At 53.2% G+C, this 18,137-nt stretch carries 17 protein-coding genes and 4 tRNA genes; 16 read left to right on the top strand and 5 right to left on the bottom strand.

Annotation, left to right across the window (positions count from 1 at the left end; translation table 11 throughout):
* Positions 1-16: 16 nt before the first annotated feature.
* Positions 17-523, bottom strand: coding sequence for a flavin reductase family protein (locus tag AC1Z3F_RS06600; RefSeq protein ID WP_262197576.1), 507 nt, complete (start codon positions 521-523; stop codon positions 17-19).
* Between the two features lie 136 nt (positions 524-659).
* Between AC1Z3F_RS06600 and soxR the strand changes: the two genes are divergently transcribed.
* Positions 660-1,163 (top strand): redox-sensitive transcriptional activator SoxR, encoded by a 504-nt coding sequence (gene soxR / locus AC1Z3F_RS06595; protein ID WP_262199722.1) that lies wholly within the window; start codon positions 660-662, stop codon positions 1,161-1,163.
* A 47-nt stretch (positions 1,164-1,210) separates the two neighbouring features.
* The gene (locus AC1Z3F_RS06590) at positions 1,211-2,947 is read left to right on the top strand and encodes a 2Fe-2S iron-sulfur cluster-binding protein (protein ID WP_483566831.1); all 1,737 of its coding nucleotides are present in this window, start codon (positions 1,211-1,213) and stop codon (positions 2,945-2,947) included.
* Between the two features lie 16 nt (positions 2,948-2,963).
* Here AC1Z3F_RS06590 and AC1Z3F_RS06585 read toward each other — a convergent pair whose 3' ends face one another.
* Entirely contained in the window at positions 2,964-3,857 is an 894-nt protein-coding gene (locus AC1Z3F_RS06585) for an acyl-CoA thioesterase (protein ID WP_131088386.1), read from the bottom strand.
* Between the two features lie 174 nt (positions 3,858-4,031).
* On the opposite strand from AC1Z3F_RS06585, the gene AC1Z3F_RS06580 reads away from it, so the two are divergent.
* Positions 4,032-4,691: a DUF8185 domain-containing protein gene (locus AC1Z3F_RS06580; protein WP_131088385.1), complete on the top strand. Its 660-nt coding sequence runs from the start codon at positions 4,032-4,034 to the stop codon at positions 4,689-4,691.
* Between the two features lie 70 nt (positions 4,692-4,761).
* Here AC1Z3F_RS06580 and AC1Z3F_RS06575 read toward each other — a convergent pair whose 3' ends face one another.
* From AC1Z3F_RS06575 to pepN, 3 genes are all read right to left on the bottom strand, one after another.
* Positions 4,762-5,262, bottom strand: coding sequence for a globin (locus AC1Z3F_RS06575; RefSeq protein ID WP_444613561.1), 501 nt, complete (start codon positions 5,260-5,262; stop codon positions 4,762-4,764).
* Positions 5,263-5,271: 9 nt separating this feature from the next.
* A complete protein-coding gene (locus AC1Z3F_RS06570) occupies positions 5,272-5,748 on the bottom strand; it encodes an OsmC family protein (RefSeq protein ID WP_444613560.1) in 477 nt (158 codons plus the stop codon).
* 91 nt (positions 5,749-5,839) lie between these two features.
* On the bottom strand, positions 5,840-8,380 hold the full coding sequence (pepN, locus tag AC1Z3F_RS06565; RefSeq protein WP_483566830.1) for an aminopeptidase N: 2,541 nt from the start codon (positions 8,378-8,380) through the stop codon (positions 5,840-5,842).
* Positions 8,381-8,666: 286 nt separating this feature from the next.
* Between pepN and AC1Z3F_RS06560 the strand changes: the two genes are divergently transcribed.
* From AC1Z3F_RS06560 to AC1Z3F_RS06500, 13 genes are all read left to right on the top strand, one after another.
* Positions 8,667-9,140 (top strand): ribose-5-phosphate isomerase, encoded by a 474-nt coding sequence (locus tag AC1Z3F_RS06560; RefSeq protein WP_131088382.1) that lies wholly within the window; start codon positions 8,667-8,669, stop codon positions 9,138-9,140.
* Positions 9,141-9,142: 2 nt separating this feature from the next.
* On the top strand, positions 9,143-10,123 hold the full coding sequence (locus tag AC1Z3F_RS06555) for an Fpg/Nei family DNA glycosylase (RefSeq protein WP_444613558.1): 981 nt from the start codon (positions 9,143-9,145) through the stop codon (positions 10,121-10,123).
* 175 nt (positions 10,124-10,298) lie between these two features.
* Positions 10,299-10,369: transfer RNA gene (locus AC1Z3F_RS06550), tRNA-Gly, on the top strand.
* Positions 10,370-10,947: 578 nt separating this feature from the next.
* A tRNA-Pro gene (locus tag AC1Z3F_RS06545) sits at positions 10,948-11,022 on the top strand.
* Positions 11,023-11,164: 142 nt separating this feature from the next.
* Positions 11,165-11,239, top strand: a tRNA-Pro gene (locus tag AC1Z3F_RS06540).
* Between the two features lie 157 nt (positions 11,240-11,396).
* Positions 11,397-11,471: transfer RNA gene (locus tag AC1Z3F_RS06535), tRNA-Pro, on the top strand.
* 87 nt (positions 11,472-11,558) lie between these two features.
* The gene (gene tig, locus AC1Z3F_RS06530; protein WP_131088380.1) at positions 11,559-12,893 is read left to right on the top strand and encodes a trigger factor; all 1,335 of its coding nucleotides are present in this window, start codon (positions 11,559-11,561) and stop codon (positions 12,891-12,893) included.
* Between the two features lie 246 nt (positions 12,894-13,139).
* The gene (locus AC1Z3F_RS06525; protein ID WP_131089775.1) at positions 13,140-13,736 is read left to right on the top strand and encodes an ATP-dependent Clp protease proteolytic subunit; all 597 of its coding nucleotides are present in this window, start codon (positions 13,140-13,142) and stop codon (positions 13,734-13,736) included.
* A gap of 46 nt (positions 13,737-13,782) precedes the next feature.
* Positions 13,783-14,442: an ATP-dependent Clp protease proteolytic subunit gene (locus AC1Z3F_RS06520; protein WP_131088379.1), complete on the top strand. Its 660-nt coding sequence runs from the start codon at positions 13,783-13,785 to the stop codon at positions 14,440-14,442.
* A 168-nt stretch (positions 14,443-14,610) separates the two neighbouring features.
* On the top strand, positions 14,611-15,903 hold the full coding sequence (gene clpX, locus AC1Z3F_RS06515) for an ATP-dependent Clp protease ATP-binding subunit ClpX (protein WP_262197580.1): 1,293 nt from the start codon (positions 14,611-14,613) through the stop codon (positions 15,901-15,903).
* A 48-nt stretch (positions 15,904-15,951) separates the two neighbouring features.
* Positions 15,952-16,560 carry a mycothiol-dependent nitroreductase Rv2466c family protein gene (locus AC1Z3F_RS06510; protein ID WP_131088377.1) on the top strand — a complete coding sequence of 203 codons (609 nt, stop codon included), beginning with the start codon at positions 15,952-15,954 and terminating at the stop codon, positions 16,558-16,560.
* Positions 16,561-16,909: 349 nt separating this feature from the next.
* The gene (locus AC1Z3F_RS06505; protein ID WP_262197582.1) at positions 16,910-17,677 is read left to right on the top strand and encodes a hypothetical protein; all 768 of its coding nucleotides are present in this window, start codon (positions 16,910-16,912) and stop codon (positions 17,675-17,677) included.
* Positions 17,678-17,860: 183 nt separating this feature from the next.
* A complete protein-coding gene (locus tag AC1Z3F_RS06500) occupies positions 17,861-18,046 on the top strand; it encodes a hypothetical protein (protein WP_262197583.1) in 186 nt (61 codons plus the stop codon).
* Positions 18,047-18,137 lie beyond the last annotated feature (91 nt).

The following is an 18,137-nucleotide window of genomic DNA, read 5'->3' as shown; positions in this document are numbered from 1 at the left end:
AAGTTCAGTAGTCGAGCTATTGCCGCGACGTCGAAGCGTTCAGGAATTCTGAGATACGCAGGTACTCCCGATTTTGGTGGAGCAAATGTTGTTCTGAAAGCCCATGAAGAATCTCGTGAACTTCCGCCGCGATTAGTCGTGACCCGCCTACGCTGACCGATGAGTGAAGCGTGGCGCGGAAGGCTACGGGCGCATCGATGAAATGCGGTTCACCCGTAGGCAAGATACGAAATTTTTGCTCAGGCGTGAAACGCGGGGCTCCCGGTCGGGCGAAGTTGGTGGCCAATTCGTCCTGCTGTTCGCCGAGCATGTGAATGACGAAGCTGGAAGCGGCAAGGACCGCGCCGGCAGCTCCTGACTCTTTGGCTAGCGAAAATGAAACGGCTACTGGCTCAATGGACAAGGAAGCCAAGGAAGAAATAGTCAATCCGTAGGGAACGTCATCTACCGTTGCGGTAATAAGTGCGACACCAGCTGGATGATGGCGGAACGCCGTACGAAAATCATCTGACAATTGGCTCATCCAGTGGCTCCTTTGCCTGAACCCGAGAAATAAGGTTCAGCAGCTGATGTGGAAGTTTTACAGGCTCCCACCAACGATATTGATTACTTCCACACTAAGACCTCAAGTAAACTTGAGGTCAAGGAGGGGAGTCGTGATGATTCGCACAACAAGTCCGCAGGAACCTTCAGAAGAGCTACCCGCGCAAGAATTGCTCACCATCGGACAGGTCAGCGACCGTACCGGAGTTGCCCGCTCAGCCCTTCACTATTACGAAGAGGTTGGGCTCATCTCGTCATTACGCACAGGCGGAAACCAACGTAGATACCCAAGGCATCTGCTTCGGCGGATCTCACTCATTACCGTAGGCCGGCAACTGGGCATTGCGCTCAAAGACATCAAGCACGCTTTAGCCCCAGTACCTATGAGTCGTGTCCCGTCGGAAACGGACTGGCTCAGGGCCACCGAACAGTGGAAACAGGTATTGGCAGCTCGTCGCAGGGCAATCGAGGAGCTAGAAAATCGGCTTATGGGATGCATCGGATGCGGGTGCCTCTCGATGCAAGCTTGTGGGCTGCTTAACCCCGAAGATCAACTGTCTAAGGATGGATCAGGGGCCAGAAGGCTGGAGGTAATCGAAGGAGCTGAACAGGACGACTGATCTTCACGATGTGGTTGAGACCTGACGAGATTTACTAGACTGAATCCATGAAGATTGCTCAGCTATTTCGTTTTCCGATCAAGGGCTTGCCCGGCGAAGCAATCGACGCTGGCGCTGTCAGCGTTGGCAGTGGAATACGCGGCGATCGCAGTATCGCATTCACGAACGGAACGGTCGAGGTTCTTGATGGACAGTGGGGCAGCTGCCACAGCTTCACCATCCTAAAAAACAATAAGAGCCTGCAAAAATGGTCTGTGGAATCCAACCCTCCATTTATTACCGTCGCAGCGCCAGATCAAGTGAATGCGTCTTCACTGACATTCGACTCGTCAACGCCTGACGGCGTGGCGGAACTTGGTGCGTACTTGTCAGCGCATCTTCCGACTCAGGGTGCCATCGGGCGCCGAGCAGTATCTATGCCGAAGGGAATGTTCGATTCTCAACGTTCGGGCATTTCCATCATTAATCCCAGGACAGTCGAGCGTCTATCGGTCGCGGGGCAGATTGAGATGGACCCGCGCAGATACCGCGGCAATATATTAGTGGAAGGACTCCCGGCCTTTGCAGAATTTGGACTCATCGGCAAGGTAATACGCATTGGCGAGGCAAGGATTGCAATAACCAAGTCGATTGAGCGGTGTTCGGCCACATCGGTGAATCCGGAAACCACTGAAGTGGATATCAATGGGCCACGGTTGCTTGCCACGCACTTTGGTCATTTGCATTGCGGTATCTACGGAACGGTTCTCGAGCCCGGAACGCTTGAAGTGGGCGACGAGATTAAGATTGAAATGCCAAGCGAGGATATTTCAAACCTAGTTCCCGCGAAGCGTTCGCCTCGATATGCGACAGTCCAAAAAACCACCAAGGTCTCTTCAGACCTAGTCGAAATTACTTTGAGCGACACATTCGGTTGGTTCAAGGAGCACGACGAGGCTGGAACGTATCTTAGGGTTCACTTCTCGGATCCTGCTTGGCGAAACTACACGGTCACCGCCGTTGACGAGCAGAACGTCACCATAGCCGTAAGGATTCAAGGAGCAGTTTCTGCGAAACTGTCGCAACTTGAACCAGGAGAACAACTACTGATATCTGGACCCTACGGGTCGGTGACTGCTGCCAAGGTCCTGCGAGAGCGCACGGCCTTGGTCTCAGCGGGAATTGGGATCACCCCTGTTCTTGGGCTGCTACGTGATCATGAAGCTGCCGCGCAGGTACAGGATCTCCGACTGGTGCACGTTGAGCGTGGCGCCCCGAACGCGCTGTTCTCGGAGGCAAGAGCACTAGCTGGCCGAGGGAATGCTGCGCCTACGGTTCAATATTTTGATAGCACCGTGGCACGTCCGAATCCTGAAGACATCGCCCGCGTAGTCGCAGGCTGTGACAGCGTGGTGATTTGTGGACCTCAATCGTTCACGCAGATGGCTCAGGAGATCTGTCGAGCCGAAGGTATCGAACCGCAGAACATTCACTGCGAGGCCTTTGTCTCACCGCACAAAGATTTCAGCGAGCTATTTCAAGACTTCGCTAACGCAGAGATCAATTGTTTTGACTCTGGAAAACACTTTGAGTGGCAACCAGAACAAGGTGTACTTCTGGATGCGTTGCAGGCTCAAGGGATCGACGCTCCAAGCTCATGCCAAGCCGGATCCTGCGGTCAATGCGCGGTCAAGCTGCTCAAGGGGAGCGTGAGCTATCCGATGGAGCCCAGCGCCACGATACCTGACGGTCACATTCTAACGTGCGTAGCCGTACCAAGGGAGAACGTGGAGCTGGACATCTAGGAAGCCAAAGCCAAGATTATTTCTTGGTCCCAAATTCCGGAAGCCGGACCATGCCTTCTTGCGCGACTGTTGCTACGAGCTGACCATCGCGGTTGAAGAATTGCCCGGTGCCAAGTCCTCGTGCCGAGGAAGCCGAAGGGGAGTGGAGGACGTAGAGCAGCCACTCATCAACTCGGAAGTCCCTGTGCCACCACATGGCATGGTCTAGGCTAGCGATGCTCAACCCGGGATGGATCCAGGCTAGTCCATGTGCCTTGAGAATTGGTTCGAGCAGCATGTAGTCGCTGGCGTACGCCAACGCTGCACGGTGCATCGTCGGATCGTCTGGCATCGCCGAAGTCGTCCGCAACCAGACTGCCGTATCGGCACCACGAGTCTCGTCGCCGGAAAGGTAGATGGGCTCGGAGACATGACGAACGTCGAATGGGCGTTCAAAAGCCCATTCCCGGGCTACAGGATGATCCAGATGACCCACAAGTTCAGCTGTGGTTGGCAGGGATTCTGGATCAGGTGCGTTCAGCGGTGCTGGGTCATGATGCTCTAAACCCTGCGCTGGTTCTTGGAACGAGGCGATCATCGAAAGGATGGGATCGCCGTTCTGGTAGGCATGAACTCGGCGTGCGGAGAATGAACGACCATCGCGCAGGCGCTGTACCCCGAAGGTAATGGTCTGCTCAGGGTCGCCGGGGCGAAGGAAATATCCGTGCAAAGAGTGGATAGCGCGAGTGGAATCGACGGTGCGCGATGCGGCCATGACAGATTGAGCCAATACCTGGCCACCGAATACGCGTTTCCGGTTCTGTTTGGGCATGCGACCGACAAAGATATCTTCGTCCGTTCGGGCCTGATTTTCCCCATCCAGATTTAGCAAGTCCAGTAGTGCCTGAGTGGTACCAAGGTCTCCGGTCACGGCATAAACTCCTTGAAGTTCTTTGTAGTGCAGATCTTTACCCAATGTTACTTGAAGGTACCCTCCTCATTGGGCGGACCTGCTTGTACGTAAACTATACGATTACCTGACCAGACTTCACGCCATGAGCTAATTCGTGGAAATTGGGCATGCTCGTCGTGAGAACATTAATCCATGGCAAGCGACGTACTGATTTTTGACGATGTAAATTCCGTCAGTGACCTTTCGAACTTTATTAGTCGAGCCAAGACTATTGAAGATGACGCGGCGCTATTTGTTGCCCGAGGAACCGCGCTGGCCGTTTACGTACCTGTTCTAGTTCCTGCTGAATTGGGTCAGGGTCAATACACCGTTCTAGGCATGCGCGTACACCGGCTGGCTCAGCCGGCTGAGCTAGATGCGAGTTACTCATTGTCTTCAGTGCAGGATCGACTGGCAAGAATGGGGGATAGTTCGGTCGAATTCACCGTGCCACCGGTCGAAGCTACAGCTCGTTGGGCCGGCATTTCTGTGCCGATGTCGCAGTGGGAAGACTCAGGCTCTATTGCCGATGCTGACCTATCCCGGGCCGCCCAAACCGGAATTGATGCAGTTGCTCAAGCGCTGCCAGAGAATCCGGGAAAGCCTGTCATCTCGCAAATTCGCCAACGTGTATGGTCCTCCGAAATTGAGGGACAAGATTCACCCTTGCCACTGGGCGCGGCCTTTGCGATGCATGCGTTGGGCTTCCTGACCAAAGATGGACAGAGCCGAATATTGCGCAGGGGTAGTTGGTACCGCGTGAGCAACGGACGTGGGCACGCGGTAATGCGCCAGTCCTCGTTACTGGGTTAGATCCTCGAAGTTTAAACTAATGGTCTGAAACCAATATTGGTTTCAGACCATTAGTTTTTGAAGCTCCGGATTAGTCCGGTGTATTCAGCATTGAGTGTGCAGCGCGTTCGAAGTAATCTCGAAGCGTCTCAGCGTGCAGTGGAGGCAGGTCCAACTGATCAATGGCCTTGTTCATATGGCCCATCCACACATCGCGGTAGTGCGAGTTTACGGTGAAGTTACCATGGCGCATTCGTAGGCGCGGGTGTCCGCGGTGCTCCGAATATGTAGTCGGGCCACCCCAGTATTGTTCAAGGAACAACTGAAGCCGTACCTGTGCTGGATGCAGATCCTTTTCCGGGTACATGGTGCGGAAGTCTTCATCCTGAGCTACAGAATCATAGAAATTCTTGGTCAATTTTGCGAATACTTCTCGGCCGCCTACCTCGTGGTAAAACGTTCCCGGGTACAAAGATGCGTCTACAGGTTGCTCTGCTAGGTCAAGAAACTCTTGGCTTGATGCACCTAAAACGAGAGGTTTGCTGAAAGGATCCTGCTTAACGCTGTGCGGGATTTGCGGGTTTTCACTCATATTCATTCCTCAAGAATTGCTTGGCAGGACCGGTTCATGAAGTACCGGGAAGTTAACAGACCTAGCAATGAAACAAACTTTGTTGGCTTGTTCATGCAGTGAGTTCGCGAGTTCGCGCTGAGATTCATCAGCCAGTCTGACCGCGGGCTTCAGAACTGCTTGCGTGAATTCGCCACTGTTATCAGCATTCAGGCGCAAAGTACCTTGCGCGGTGTCGGTGTAGCCAATAACTTTCAAGCCGTTATTCACCGCAATGTGTAGATACGAAAGCATGTGGCATTGACTCAATGCTGCAAGCAGTAATTGCTCTGGATTCCACCGGTCCTTGTCGCCATGGAAGGTCGGGTCGGCCGTTCCTGGTAGAACTGGAAGACCCGGCGAGCTGACAATATGGTCCCGTCCATAGCTTCGGTAGCTATCAGTTCCAGTTCCGCGGTTGCCGGTCCATTCGAGGCTGACGCGATACTCATGATGCGAAAGATCCATGAAATTATTGTCGCATCTTTAACCAAATGGGGATGCACACATGAGCTTTGAGAGCTGAGCGTGCATCCCCATCTATAGTTCAGCGGTTGTTTTAGAAATCTGCCTGGCGTGCAGCTAGAGCGCGTCGAACATCAGCAGCGGACTCGGTCAACAAGCGGCGTAGTGCTGGATGCTTGTCGCCCAAAGATTCCAAGAAGGCCTGCGTCGTGTCCAAGGTAGCCTGTGACACCTGCGAGCTTGGGTAGAAGCCCAGCACGATCTGCTTAGCCATTTCGTGGGAGAAGTTTTCCCACGCATGGACCAACAATGCGAAGTACTTCTCACCGTATTCAGCGATCAGGGACTTGTCATGAGTGTTGTTGAACCCTGCGATGACGGCGCTTTGCTGATCATTGGACAGCTTCGCTGCGGTTGCCGCTTCAAAGGCTTTGGCCTTGGCTTCTGCCGTTGGGCGTGAAGCTCGGGCGGTGTACCAAGAGGCCTTACCCTTTGCGGTGTCGTCCGTGGCGAGAACTGCATCAATTTGTTCATCGGACAAACGTCCACCGGCACTCAGCGCGATGGTCAAAGACCACTTCAAATCGGTATCAATGACCAGACCGTCCAGTGTCTTGGATCCGTCGAACAGGCTTTGAACTGTATCGAGCTGTTCAGCGCTACGGGAACGGTGCGCAAAGGCCTTGGCAAACTGCAACTGGGCATCTGAACCGGCCTGAGCTTCAGTGGCCAGCTGCCACAAACGATCCGCAGCCTGAACCGAGAGCTCACTGCTATTTTCTGGGGTCACATAGCTATCCAGTGAGGTGTTCAGCTGGCGCAAGAGGACCATGATGACGGACGAGTCAAACTCGTGCCCGATGTTGTTCAGAAGCAACTGGACGTAGGTGCTGGCAGGGGATTCAGCATCACGCACGGAGTCCCACGCAGCGGACCAAACAAGGGTACGAGGCAGGGACTCTTGGAAGTCCTTGAGGTGCTCGGTTGCGGTCGCTAGTGAGCGTTCATCCAGACGAATCTTCGCGTACGTCAGATCATCATCGTTGAGCAGCACCAAGTCAGGCTGAGCGAGCCCAACCAAAGACGAAACCGGGGTCGAGGCACCCGAGATGTCTAGTTCTTCTCGGTGCACACGCTGCAAAGATCCATTTTCGTCAAGGCTGTAGAACCCAACCGCCAGTCGGTGCTGACGCAGAGTTGGGTAGTCGGAAATTGCACTTTGAAGGATGCTGAAGTCGGTGATGATGCCAGCATCATCGGTGCTGATCTGTGCAGTAAGCGTGTTGACACCTGCAGTCTCAAGCCACTGTGCGCCCCAGCCGCTGAGATCGCGACCGCTGGAGGCTTCAAGCTCGGAGAGCAAATCAGGAAGCTCGGTGTTGGACCATGCGTGCTTAGCAAAGTACTGGCGCACGCCTGCCATGAATTCTTCCTGGCCGACAAACGCAACAAGCTGACGCAGGACGCTGGCACCCTTGGCGTAGGTGATGCCATCAAAGTTGACCTCAACATCTTCGAGATCGTTGATTGGTGCCACAATCGGGTGAGTAGAAGGCAACTGATCCTGGCGGTAAGCCCAGTTCTTCTCCAAGGTATTGAACGTGGTCCACGCGCTAGTGAACTCGGTGTTCTGAGCCGCAGCCAAGGTCGACATGAATTCGGCGAAGGACTCATTGAGCCACAGGTCGTTCCACCATTTCATGGTGACGAGGTCGCCAAACCACATGTGCGCCAATTCGTGCAACACGGTGATGGCACGGCGTTCTACCATCGCTCCGGTGGGACGAGAACGGAACACATATTCTTCAAGGAAGGTTACAGCGCCGGCATTTTCCATGGCACCTGCGTTGAATTCAGGCACGAACAGCTGGTCGTACTTCTCAAATGGGTAAGGGGTGCCGAAGTTCTTTTCGTAGAACTCGAAACCTTGACGGGTGATCGTCACGATATTTTCGACGTCCAGGTATTCCATCATGGATGCGCGAGCAAAAACGCCGAGTTCAACGGTACGTCCGCTAGAGGAGACCAGCGAGTCACGGGCTACTTGGTAGGGGCCAGCGATAAGCGCGGTGATGTAGCAGGAAATTCGCTGAGTCGGGGCAAAGGCCCAAGTCGCCGCTTCGCCCTGCTCTTGTGGAGCTGGGGTTGGAGCATTGGAAACAACGTTCCAGTACTTCGGTGCGGTCACCGTGAACTGGAAGGTCGCCTTAAGGTCTGGCTGCTCGAACACGGCGAACATGCGACGGCAATCGGCAACTTCAAACTGGGTATAGAGGTAAACCTCTTGGTCCACTGGGTCGACGAAGCGGTGTAGCCCTTCGCCGGTGTTCATGTACAGCGCGTCTGCATCAATAACCAGGACGTTTTGCTCGGCAAGGTTGGGAAGCTGAATGCGGATGCCATCGGAATGGGTTGCTGGATCTAGCTCGACCCCATTGAGGTTGATCGAACGCACATTGTCGGTGACAGCATCAATGAAAGTTGAAGCACCTTCGGTAGCGCTAAATCGTACCGTGGTTTTGGACGTGAATACCCGCTCACCGCGGGTGAGGTCCAGGCTAACCTCGTAGCTGTCGACGTTGAGCAGTCCTGCGCGTACGGTTGCCTCAGCGCGGGTGAGGTTCATTCCTGGCATTGGGTCTCCAGTTCTTGATGAAGTGTGCGTCCGAGACAGTTATGAAACGGATACTGAATATTTGTATATTGTGTCACTTCTGGCGGGGTGTAAAGCAAGTCATCTCTGGAACAATTTACGCAAATGCCCCATATCGCCTAGAAACCTGGTGGCTTGAGTCTCAATCCGTGAGAAATCCTGCCGATATTACTGCCAGATCATCGGAACATGACAAGGAGCTCATCGGACCTCGCTAAGCTGTATAGGAAAGTAAATGACCCCTCCAAGCTAAAAGAGGCCACAGACTATGCGCGTGCATATTGCTACAGACCATGCCGGATTAGAGCTCAGCGACTACTTGGTGAAGTACTTGACTGGCAAAGGCTATGAAATGGTCAACCATGGTCCAGAGTCGTACGATCCTGAGGATGACTACCCTGCGTTCTGCATCAACGCTGCCAAGGCCGTAGTCAAGGAACAGCGCGAAGGATTGGATTCCCTAGGCATCGTTCTTGGTGGCTCCGGCAACGGTGAGCAGATTGCGGCAAACAAGGTTGAAGGCATTCGTGCCGCCTTGGCCTGGAACTTGGATACCGCCAAGTTGGCGCGTGAGCACAACGATGCCAACGTAATTGCCGTTGGCGGACGCCAGCACTCGGTTGAAGAAGCCGCAGAACTAATCGAAGCTTTCTTGGCTGAGCCGTTTAGCGATGCAGAACGCCACGTACGACGAATCGGCAAGATTGCCTCGTACGAAACCACTGGCGAGGTTATTGACTAGTCGTGCCTGAAGGCCACTCCCTGCACCGACTTGCCCGCCAATTTGACGACGTCTTTGGTGGGCAAGTGGTGCATGTTTCTTCTCCGCAGGGCAGGTTCGCATCTGATGCAGCGCGTATCGATGGCTACGAACTAGAAGTCGCCTTTGCCAAGGGGAAGCAATTGTTCTGTCGCTTCTCCAATGACTTGTACCTCAGAGTTCATCTCGGACTCTACGGTGCGTTTAGCTTTGGGGGAGACGAACACTTCAGCGGTGCTTCTTCCATTGGCGCACCTCGGAAGATTGGCGAGACGGAAACGCGCTCAGAAGTTTCCGCGAGGCAGTATCTTGGACCACCGGAACCTGTGGGTGCAGTCCGAGCGCGGATTGTTTCTGAGCACGGTTGGGCTGATCTGCGAGGACCGACTGCTTGCGAGGTGCTTGAATATCCGCAGGTTCAGAAACATCTAAATAACTTGGGACCGGATCCGCTAGCCCGTGCGGCAAATGAATTTCGGGCCACCAAGTCAGCTGAAGCGCTGCTGGACTCGGACACCGTATTAGCCAGTGGCTACTCTGAGTTTCGGGAGAACCTCTCGAAGACCAAAACGCCCATTGCTGTCGCTTTAATGAATCAAAGCCTGATTAGCGGGGTTGGCAATATCTACCGTGCCGAGTCGTTGTTCCGCAACCGCATCGCCCCCGAGCTACCTGCCAATCAGCTGTCTTCGCAAAAAGCTCGAAAGCTCTGGTACGACATAGTCGCGATCATGGAAGACGGTGTGCGTGATGGAAAAATCATCACGACCTACCCCGAAGATCGACAAGCCGGAATTCCCCTTTGGCCCGATAACGCGTACTACGTATATCAACGCCAGGGACTCGGATGCCGTCGCTGCAGCGGCAACATTGCTTTGACTGAGGTTGCCGCCAGGAAACTTTATTGGTGCCCGAGATGCCAGAAAATGCCGAGAAAGAATTCAGCTCAGTATTGGACGGCTTAGGTTGATGAGACGAGCAGAATAGTTTTTCTTCGCCGTGTCGGCGTGTATAGCTTTGAGATGCTCAATTCAGATGCTATTCGAGTGCCTCCAAGTGAGAACGGGAATCCCCGATTTGCAAAGCGCATCTTTTATGGTCTAGACTCAATCTTGTTCGAAGCGAGAAAAGCTTCGAAATGGGGATGTAGCTTAATGGTAAAGCCTCAGTCTTCCAAACTGATTACGCGGGTTCGATTCCCGTCATCCCCTCGGACCAAATGCTCCGGCTCTCAATTGAGAGTCGGAGTTTTTTGTTGTGTCGAAGTTTCCGCCTGTGCTGCAGAGTGACTAATCGTGGCTCGTTTTTTGCAGTGCCTGAACCGGCGCCTGTCTGGGTCCGCAGGAGCTGATGCTAGATCTGACTGCTGTCGGTGCACACGGTACACACGGTGCGCATGGTGCGATCGCCATTACTCTCGAGCCTATTGGCCGGGGGATTGGTGGCACAGCTCAAACTATGAGGCCCCGGGTTCATGTGGTGCATTGGTTATCTAAGGTCCAGTTTGCGAAACATGTCGCCTCCAGCTCCAGCCGGCTGAAGAACTTTTTGCGTCAAAATTCTGTTATTCAACTCACGTGAACCACCTAAGTTTGGCTTCTGACATAAGTAATCACCGTATATCCGCGGATTCACGCGGATGTGAATCTTCGACATGCGTGGGTTTCGATTTTGCTTTTGGTTCGAACCCGTGTAACTTAGTTTCTTGTGATCAGCACGGGAAATAAATGATTCCTGAGTTGAACACAGGACGGAAAGTCCAGATGAAGTAGGGTTTTCCAAACTTTATCGGGGTATAGCTCAGCTTGGCTAGAGCGCGCGCTTTGGGAGCGTGAGGTCGCAGGTTCGAATCCTGTTACCCCGACTTTATGGCTGAAGATAATTCAGCCATGAAAATAGATCTGAGTAGTCAGATCACCAGAATCCACAGGATTTACTTCTCGGGTGGATTCACAACCTATCAGTTCGATGCAGCTCACAATGAAAATTGTGAACCAACGGACTTTCGGGGTATAGCTCAGCTTGGCTAGAGCGCGCGCTTTGGGAGCGTGAGGTCGCAGGTTCGAATCCTGTTACCCCGACTTTATGAGTAGAAATTCTTGGATTTCAGCTCATGAAAATTGAGAGCTAAATATTATTTAGATCTTGTGATCACTAGGAACTGTCAAAGGCAACTAGTAAGCATCACAAACGATTAGTGGATACAGGATGACTCGGGTTAGACTGTTCACTGCTAATCGGGGTATAGCTCAGCTTGGCTAGAGCGCGCGCTTTGGGAGCGTGAGGTCGCAGGTTCGAATCCTGTTACCCCGACTCTGTCGAACAACCCCGCAACGCCACCATGTTGCGGGGTTTTTTGCAGATAAAACCTAATCCTTAGACACTCAGGAGTACAACGCTGTGAAGAGCGCCGTTGAAAACGTCAACCCGACTCGGGTGAAGCTAACCGTTGAGGTTCCTTACGAGGAACTGAAGCCCCGCGTCGATGAGGCGTACAAGACCATCGCACAGCAGATCCAGGTTCCAGGCTTCCGTAAGGGCAAGGTTCCAACTCGCATGATCGATCAGCGCGTTGGCCGTGGCTACGTCATCGAAACCGCTGTTAACGAAGGTCTGAACGACTTCTACCAGCAGGCAATGGTTGAGAACGAGCTGACCCCACTGTCCCGCCCAGAGGTTGATATCACTGAGCTTCCTTCCATCGAGAAGGAAGGCGAAGGCCAGCTGGTCTTCACCCTCGAAGTTGATATCCGTCCGAAGGTTGAACTTCCGGACTACAAGGGCCTCGAAGTTTCTGTTGAAGCCAAGGAAGTTGCTGACGAGGACATCGAGAAGGCTCTCGACGACCTTCGCGGTCGCTTCGGCACCCTGAAGGAAGTTGAAGCTCCAGCAGCTGCAGACTCCTTCGTCACCATCGACCTCACCGCAAAGGTTGAGGACGAAGAGGTTGACTCCGCACAGGGCCTGTCGTACCAGATCGGTTCCGGCAACATGCTTGAGGGCATGGACGAGGCTGTTACCGGCCTGTCCGCTGGCGAAGATGCAACCTTCGAAACCACCCTTGCTGGCGGCGAGCACGCTGGCAAGTCCGCAACCGTCAAGGTTGTTATCAACGCTGTCAAGCAGCGCGAACTTCCAGAAGCTAACGATGATTTCGCTCAGCTTGCTTCCGAGTTCGACACCATTGCTGAACTGCGCGAAAACCTTGCTAAGGACGCTGCAGAAGGCAAGACCGTTGAGCAGGGCGTAGAGGCTCGCGAATTGGTTCTGGACAAGCTTGTTGAGCTTGTTGAGGTTCCTGTTCCAGCTTCGGTTATCGACGAGCAGATCGAGCAGCACTTCAACGCTCCTGACGCTGAAGAGGGTCACGACACCGAAGAGCACCGCACCGAGGTTCGCGAAAACACCGAGCGTGCTTTCAAGAACGAAATCATCTTGGATGCAGTTGCAGATGCTGAAGAAGTTGGCGTTGAGCAGTCCGAGCTGATCGATTACATCGTTCAGACCGCAGGTCAGTACGGCATGGAGCCAAACCAGTTCGCTCAGATGCTGGACGGCGCCGGCCAGGTTCCAATGCTTATGGGCGAGGTTCGTCGTCGCAAGGCACTTGCAAAGGTTCTTGAGTTCGCTAAGGTCACCGATTCCAACGGTGAAGCAGTGGACCTGACTTCCTTCGTGAAGCCAGCTGGTGAAGACGAAGCTGCTGCTGAGGTTGAAACCGAAGAAGCAAAGTAGTTTTCACTACTCTCCAATGGCCATTGGCCGCCTCTAAAAGGCGGTCAATGGCCATTTTTGTTCGCTCCCGGCGTGCATCATGCGCCGTGAGCGAAACACGGGCATGAAACGTCCCATGAAAGCCTTGAAGTAAGTAATCTCAAAGTAACCAGTTGCAGCTTTGGGATTAGAAATAAAAATTCCAGAATCTGATCTACACGTTTGGAAGAGGTAGAGAACATGTCAAATGATTCGCGCACTCCTACGATGGCCGCCGTTGACCCGGCCAGCCGCGACGACTACATTTACAACCGCTTGCTCAAGGAGCGCATCATCTGGCTGGGCTCCGAAGTCCGCGATGACAATGCGAATGCCATCTGCTCGCAGTTGCTCCTGCTCTCTGCAGAAGATCCTGAGAAGGACATCTACCTGTACATCAACTCCCCAGGTGGTTCGATCACTGCAGGTATGGCCATCTACGACACGATGAACTTCATCCCGAATGATGTTGTCACCGTAGCAACCGGTTTGGCTGCTTCGATGGGACAGTTCCTGCTTTCATCGGGTACCCCAGGCAAGCGCTTCGCGACTCCGAACGCACGTATCCTGATGCACCAGCCTTCCGGTGGCATTGGCGGTACCGCTTCGGACATCAAGATCCAGGCTGAACTGATCATGCACATGAAGAAGGTCATGAGTGAACTGACCGCTGAGCAGACCGGTCAGACCGTGGAACAGATCCTGATTGATAACCAGCGTGATAAGTGGTTCACCGCTGAAGAAGGTCTGGCATACGGCTTTGTTGACAAGGTTGCTAAGCATGCCGGGTCTGTCACCGGTGGCGGCGGCGTAGAGCCTAAGTAGCCGAGCCCACCACTTCATTCCCAAAGATTTGTCCAAGGAGAAAACCATGAACTTCAATCCTGAAGCCGTAAGTGGCCAGATGCCATCGGCTCGCTATATTCTTCCTCAGTTCGAAGAGCGCACCCCATACGGGTTCAAGCGCCAGGATCCATACGCAAAGCTATTTGAAGACCGCATCATTTTCCTCGGTGCACAGGTCGACGATGCTTCTGCTGATGACGTAATGGCTCAGCTGCTGGTCCTGGAATCCATGGATCCAGAACGAGACGTTACCCTTTACATCAACTCGCCAGGTGGCTCGTTCACCGCGATGACAGCAATTTACGACACGATCCAGTTCATCCGTCCAGAAGTTCAGACGGTTTGCTTGGGTCAGGCAGCTTCCGCAGCTGCAGTGCTGCTGGCCGCCGGTACTCCAGGCAAGCGCCTTGCATTGCCAAACGCTCGTGTGCTGATCCACCAGCCATCAATGGGTGGCGGCGAACGCGGTACCGCTAGCGATCTGCAGATTCAGGCAGAAGAAGTCATGCGCATGCGTTCATGGCTAGAAGAAACTCTTGCTTCGCATTCGGGCCAGGCAGTAGAGAAGGTTCGTGACGACGTTGAGCGTGACTTGTTCATGACTGCTTCGGAAGCTAAGGCCTACGGCATCGTGGATGAAGTACTGACTCCACGTAAGCTAAACCGTGCTCAGCTGGGTAGCTAGCACTTAAACGGAATAATCCCCGATGAATGGCGGTTTACCCAAGGACGCCACTTTACGAAGGTGAAGTGGCGCAACACAGGTAAACCGCCATATTCATCTAATTTGGGGTACAACTAGCCTAGAATTGAGTAAGTCCACAGCTACTCAAGTAAACGGGAGAATGGTGCGATGGGACGCATGGGTGAAGGCTCAGATCTACTGAAATGCTCTTTCTGCGGGAAGAGTCAAAAGCAGGTTAAGAAGCTAATTGCAGGCCATGGTGTTTACATCTGTACTGAATGCATCGAGCTTTGCAACGAAATCATTGCGGAGGAGTTTGCAGAGGAGCAGGTGCATGAGGAATTCTCCTTAGCCAAGCCTCGCGAAATCTTTAATTCGTTGCAGGAATACGTGATTGGTCAGGAGAACGCTAAGCGCGCTCTCTCGGTGGCTGTTTACAACCACTACAAGCGAATTCACGGAAACCAGGACCATGGTCCCGTGGCTGCGCTGACCAATGATGACCCACTGGACGAAGTTGAAGTCTCCAAGTCGAACATCATGCTCATTGGCCCAACTGGTTGTGGCAAGACTTATCTAGCGCAATCGTTGGCCAAGAAGCTCAACGTGCCTTTTGCTGTAGCCGACGCCACAAGCTTGACTGAAGCTGGCTATGTTGGCGAGGACGTTGAAAACATTCTTCTGAAGCTGCTTCAGGCTGCCGATTACGATGTTAAGAAGGCCGAAACCGGCATCATCTACATCGATGAAATCGACAAGATTTCCCGTAAGAGCGAGAATCCGTCGATCACCCGAGACGTTTCGGGTGAAGGCGTGCAGCAGGCCTTGCTGAAGATCCTCGAAGGAACCGTTGCAGCTGTTCCACCACAGGGCGGGCGCAAGCACCCGCATCAAGATTTTATTCAGTTGGACACGACCAACATTCTCTTCATCGTTGCCGGTGCATTCGCCGGACTAGAAGAAATCATTTCTTCCCGCGCCGGTCAGAAGGGTATCGGATTCGGTGCACCCCTCAAGGCACTGAAGAGCGAGACCGCATCGTACTCTGATGTACGGCCTGAAGATCTGCTGAAGTTTGGTTTGATTCCAGAATTCATTGGTCGACTTCCAGTCATCACTACTGTTGAGCACCTGGACAAGGAAGCTCTTGTCAGAGTATTGACCGAACCAAAGAACGCGCTGCTCAAGCAGTACCAGAAGATGTTCCAAATGGACGGCGTCGCTTTGAGCTTCGATCAGTCTGCTCTTGATGCAGTGGCTGAGAAGGCCATCGAACGCGAAACTGGTGCACGTGGTTTGCGCTCAATTCTCGAAGAAACGCTTGGGGGAGTCATGTTTGATCTTCCTAGCCGTGAAGACGTTGCAGAAGTTGTTGTCACCCGTGGCACCGTTCTCGACGGCGAAGAGCCAGCAATGCTCTCACACGCTATGGTGGCCAAGCGCGACAAGAAGTCCGCGTAGTCCGCTAGACAATCGTTAGATTATTTTTCTCAGGAAAGTTGGGATTCCATGGCCGAACGCCAGCACGTTGATTTTTGGTTTGACCCAATCTGCCCATTCGCGTGGGCAACTAGCCGTTGGATCAAAGAAGTAGAAAAAGTACGCGACATTGATGTTACTTGGAACGTCATGAGCCTCTCGGTACTCAACGAGGGCCGCGACCTTCCAGAGGATTACCGTTCCATGATGGACTCCTCGTGGGGCCCAGTGCGCGTTGTCATCAAGGCAGCACAGGAGCATGGCCAAGAAGTTGTTGACGGGCTTTACACCGCAATGGGCGAGCTTCTCCACTATGAGAAGATCACCGATCGAGATGAAGTCATCAAGAAGGCTCTCGAAAAGACTGGTCTTCCTGCTGAACTTGCTGAAGCGGCGCACACTGATGCCAACGACGAGGCCTTGCGTGCAAGCCACGAAAACGGAATTAGCAAGGTCGGCCAGGACGTTGGCACGCCGGTCGTCGCAGTTGATGGCGTAGCGTTCTTCGGTCCAGTAATCACCCGAATTCCAACTGGCGAAGAGGCAGGCAAGCTGTTCGACGCTGCCGCTCAGCTAGCCTCGTTCCCGTACTTCTTCGAAATGAAGCGTACTCGCACCGAGAGCCCAGTTTTCGAGTAAGTCTGACTACCTAGTCATTTGAAGGACGTTTCCTCTTAGCCAGGGAGCGTCCTTCAACGCTTTAACGAGTTACCGACCATTGCTAAAATGAGTCACTAGTCTTCGGCTTATCAGTGTTGCTAACTGCCGATTCGATCAGCCAAGTCTCCTCGCGAAGGAATTCATCGTGGTCTTTAGCTCGCAGCCTCCACTCTGGCGCCGGGTAGCATCCAGCATTTGTATCATTCTTGGTGTGCTCATTGCTCCCATCTCAATAGGTGGCCTTTGGGCGTCAACTCATATCACTGACACCGATGGGTTCGTAGACACGCTTGGACCGCTGGCCGAGAACCAGGGCTTACAGGATCTCGTGGCGGAGCAAGTCACGGCGTCGATCTCGGATCAGTTGCAGGTTGAAGATCGAATCAAGGCAGTGACCGGTGATGGTCTCTTGTCCCAGTTGATTCCTGCAGAACAATTGGCAGACAAAGCCGATCAGGCGATCGAAGACAGTGCCTTGCGCGTAGTGCAATCCGACAGCTTTGCAGCAACTTGGCAGACGGCATTACGAAGTAGCCATGAAACGACCGACCGGGTATTTACAGAGCCGGATGCCGGAGAGATAGATCAGGCCGGCAAGCTCACCTTCCAGCTCGACGATGTTCTCTCCGGAGTAACAAAGACGCTCAGCGGCATAGGGATTCCGGGCTTGCCCTCGGTTGGGAATTTCTCATGGACCCTGGATCTGGTTCAACAAAACGCCTTACCCGCCCTGCAGAAGATCTATCTCATGATCCAGACACTTGGCCCGTGGGGCATTTACATTAATGCTGCTGTACTTCTAGCTGGAGTTGTTTTAGCTCCCCGGTACTTTTCTAAGGCATGCCTTTGGCTGACCGTGACAATAGGCCTTAGCTACATAGCCCTTAGGACCCTTATCCCTGATTATGTACGAGAACGACTTCTCTCGCACTTCAGTCGTGAGCTAGCGCGGGGAATTTTTGACCAGGTGAGTCACGGTTTATCTATGGCGCTGTTGGTGACCGCAATTGTCTCCGGGATTATTGGTGTCGCCTCTGTGCCGCTCGTTCGGTCTCATGACCGCCACCAGTCAATGGCTCAGATACAGGACCGATAGGCGCTGCTCAGTACGGATCTTGTTCGGTTGTAGGTGCGTGTGGCCGGGGGATGGGTAGTGGTAAGTGTGAATAAGTCCGTTTTTGAACACTAAATCAGGATATTTTTTTCGCTCAGGATCTAGCCCCGACTGACAACAAAGTACCCGATACCGAAGTTTTTGTTTCATAATTCCAGCACAAGGGTGACTGCCACCAATGGTGCCGCGTTGCGTGGCGGTCTAGCAGCGAAAGATCCGGATTTTCGGGCTGAAGTTACCTTGACTCGAAATATCGCAAAGTTTATTTACCGGATCATGGGCCTAGAACAGCGCGATGTCGATACCTGTGACCAGCATGAGTTACTTCACAATCTGACGCTAATTCGTTGATGTGTCAGTTTTCAGCGGAGGAAAAGATTCCTATGGAATTTGTGTGAAGTGTGTGTTTGACTAATTTGCACGAGTGCTAAAGCACCCCCAT

It is taken from the genome of Glutamicibacter sp. MOO4 (assembly GCF_056934395.1).
The sequence above is the reverse complement of the archived record's forward strand: the minus strand, read 5'-3'. Positions and strand labels throughout refer to the sequence as shown.

Bases quoted from the DNA above. Each gene is read 5' to 3' on its own strand.
- AC1Z3F_RS06580 (WP_131088385.1), top strand. From the start codon at position 4,032: ATGGCAAGCGACGTACTGATTTTTGACGATGTAAATTCCGTCAGTGAC.
- pepN (WP_483566830.1), bottom strand. From the start codon at position 8,380: ATGCCAGGAATGAACCTCACCCGCGCTGAGGCAACCGTACGCGCAGGA.
- AC1Z3F_RS06570 (WP_444613560.1), bottom strand. From the start codon at position 5,748: ATGGATCTTTCGCATCATGAGTATCGCGTCAGCCTCGAATGGACCGGC.
- AC1Z3F_RS06525 (WP_131089775.1), top strand. From the start codon at position 13,140: ATGGCCGCCGTTGACCCGGCCAGCCGCGACGACTACATTTACAACCGC.
- clpX (WP_262197580.1), top strand. From the start codon at position 14,611: ATGGGACGCATGGGTGAAGGCTCAGATCTACTGAAATGCTCTTTCTGC.
- AC1Z3F_RS06575 (WP_444613561.1), bottom strand. From the start codon at position 5,262: ATGAGTGAAAACCCGCAAATCCCGCACAGCGTTAAGCAGGATCCTTTC.
- AC1Z3F_RS06590 (WP_483566831.1), top strand. From the start codon at position 1,211: ATGAAGATTGCTCAGCTATTTCGTTTTCCGATCAAGGGCTTGCCCGGC.
- soxR (WP_262199722.1), top strand. From the start codon at position 660: ATGATTCGCACAACAAGTCCGCAGGAACCTTCAGAAGAGCTACCCGCG.
- AC1Z3F_RS06560 (WP_131088382.1), top strand. From the start codon at position 8,667: ATGCGCGTGCATATTGCTACAGACCATGCCGGATTAGAGCTCAGCGAC.
- AC1Z3F_RS06520 (WP_131088379.1), top strand. From the start codon at position 13,783: ATGAACTTCAATCCTGAAGCCGTAAGTGGCCAGATGCCATCGGCTCGC.
- AC1Z3F_RS06600 (WP_262197576.1), bottom strand. From the start codon at position 523: ATGAGCCAATTGTCAGATGATTTTCGTACGGCGTTCCGCCATCATCCA.
- AC1Z3F_RS06510 (WP_131088377.1), top strand. From the start codon at position 15,952: ATGGCCGAACGCCAGCACGTTGATTTTTGGTTTGACCCAATCTGCCCA.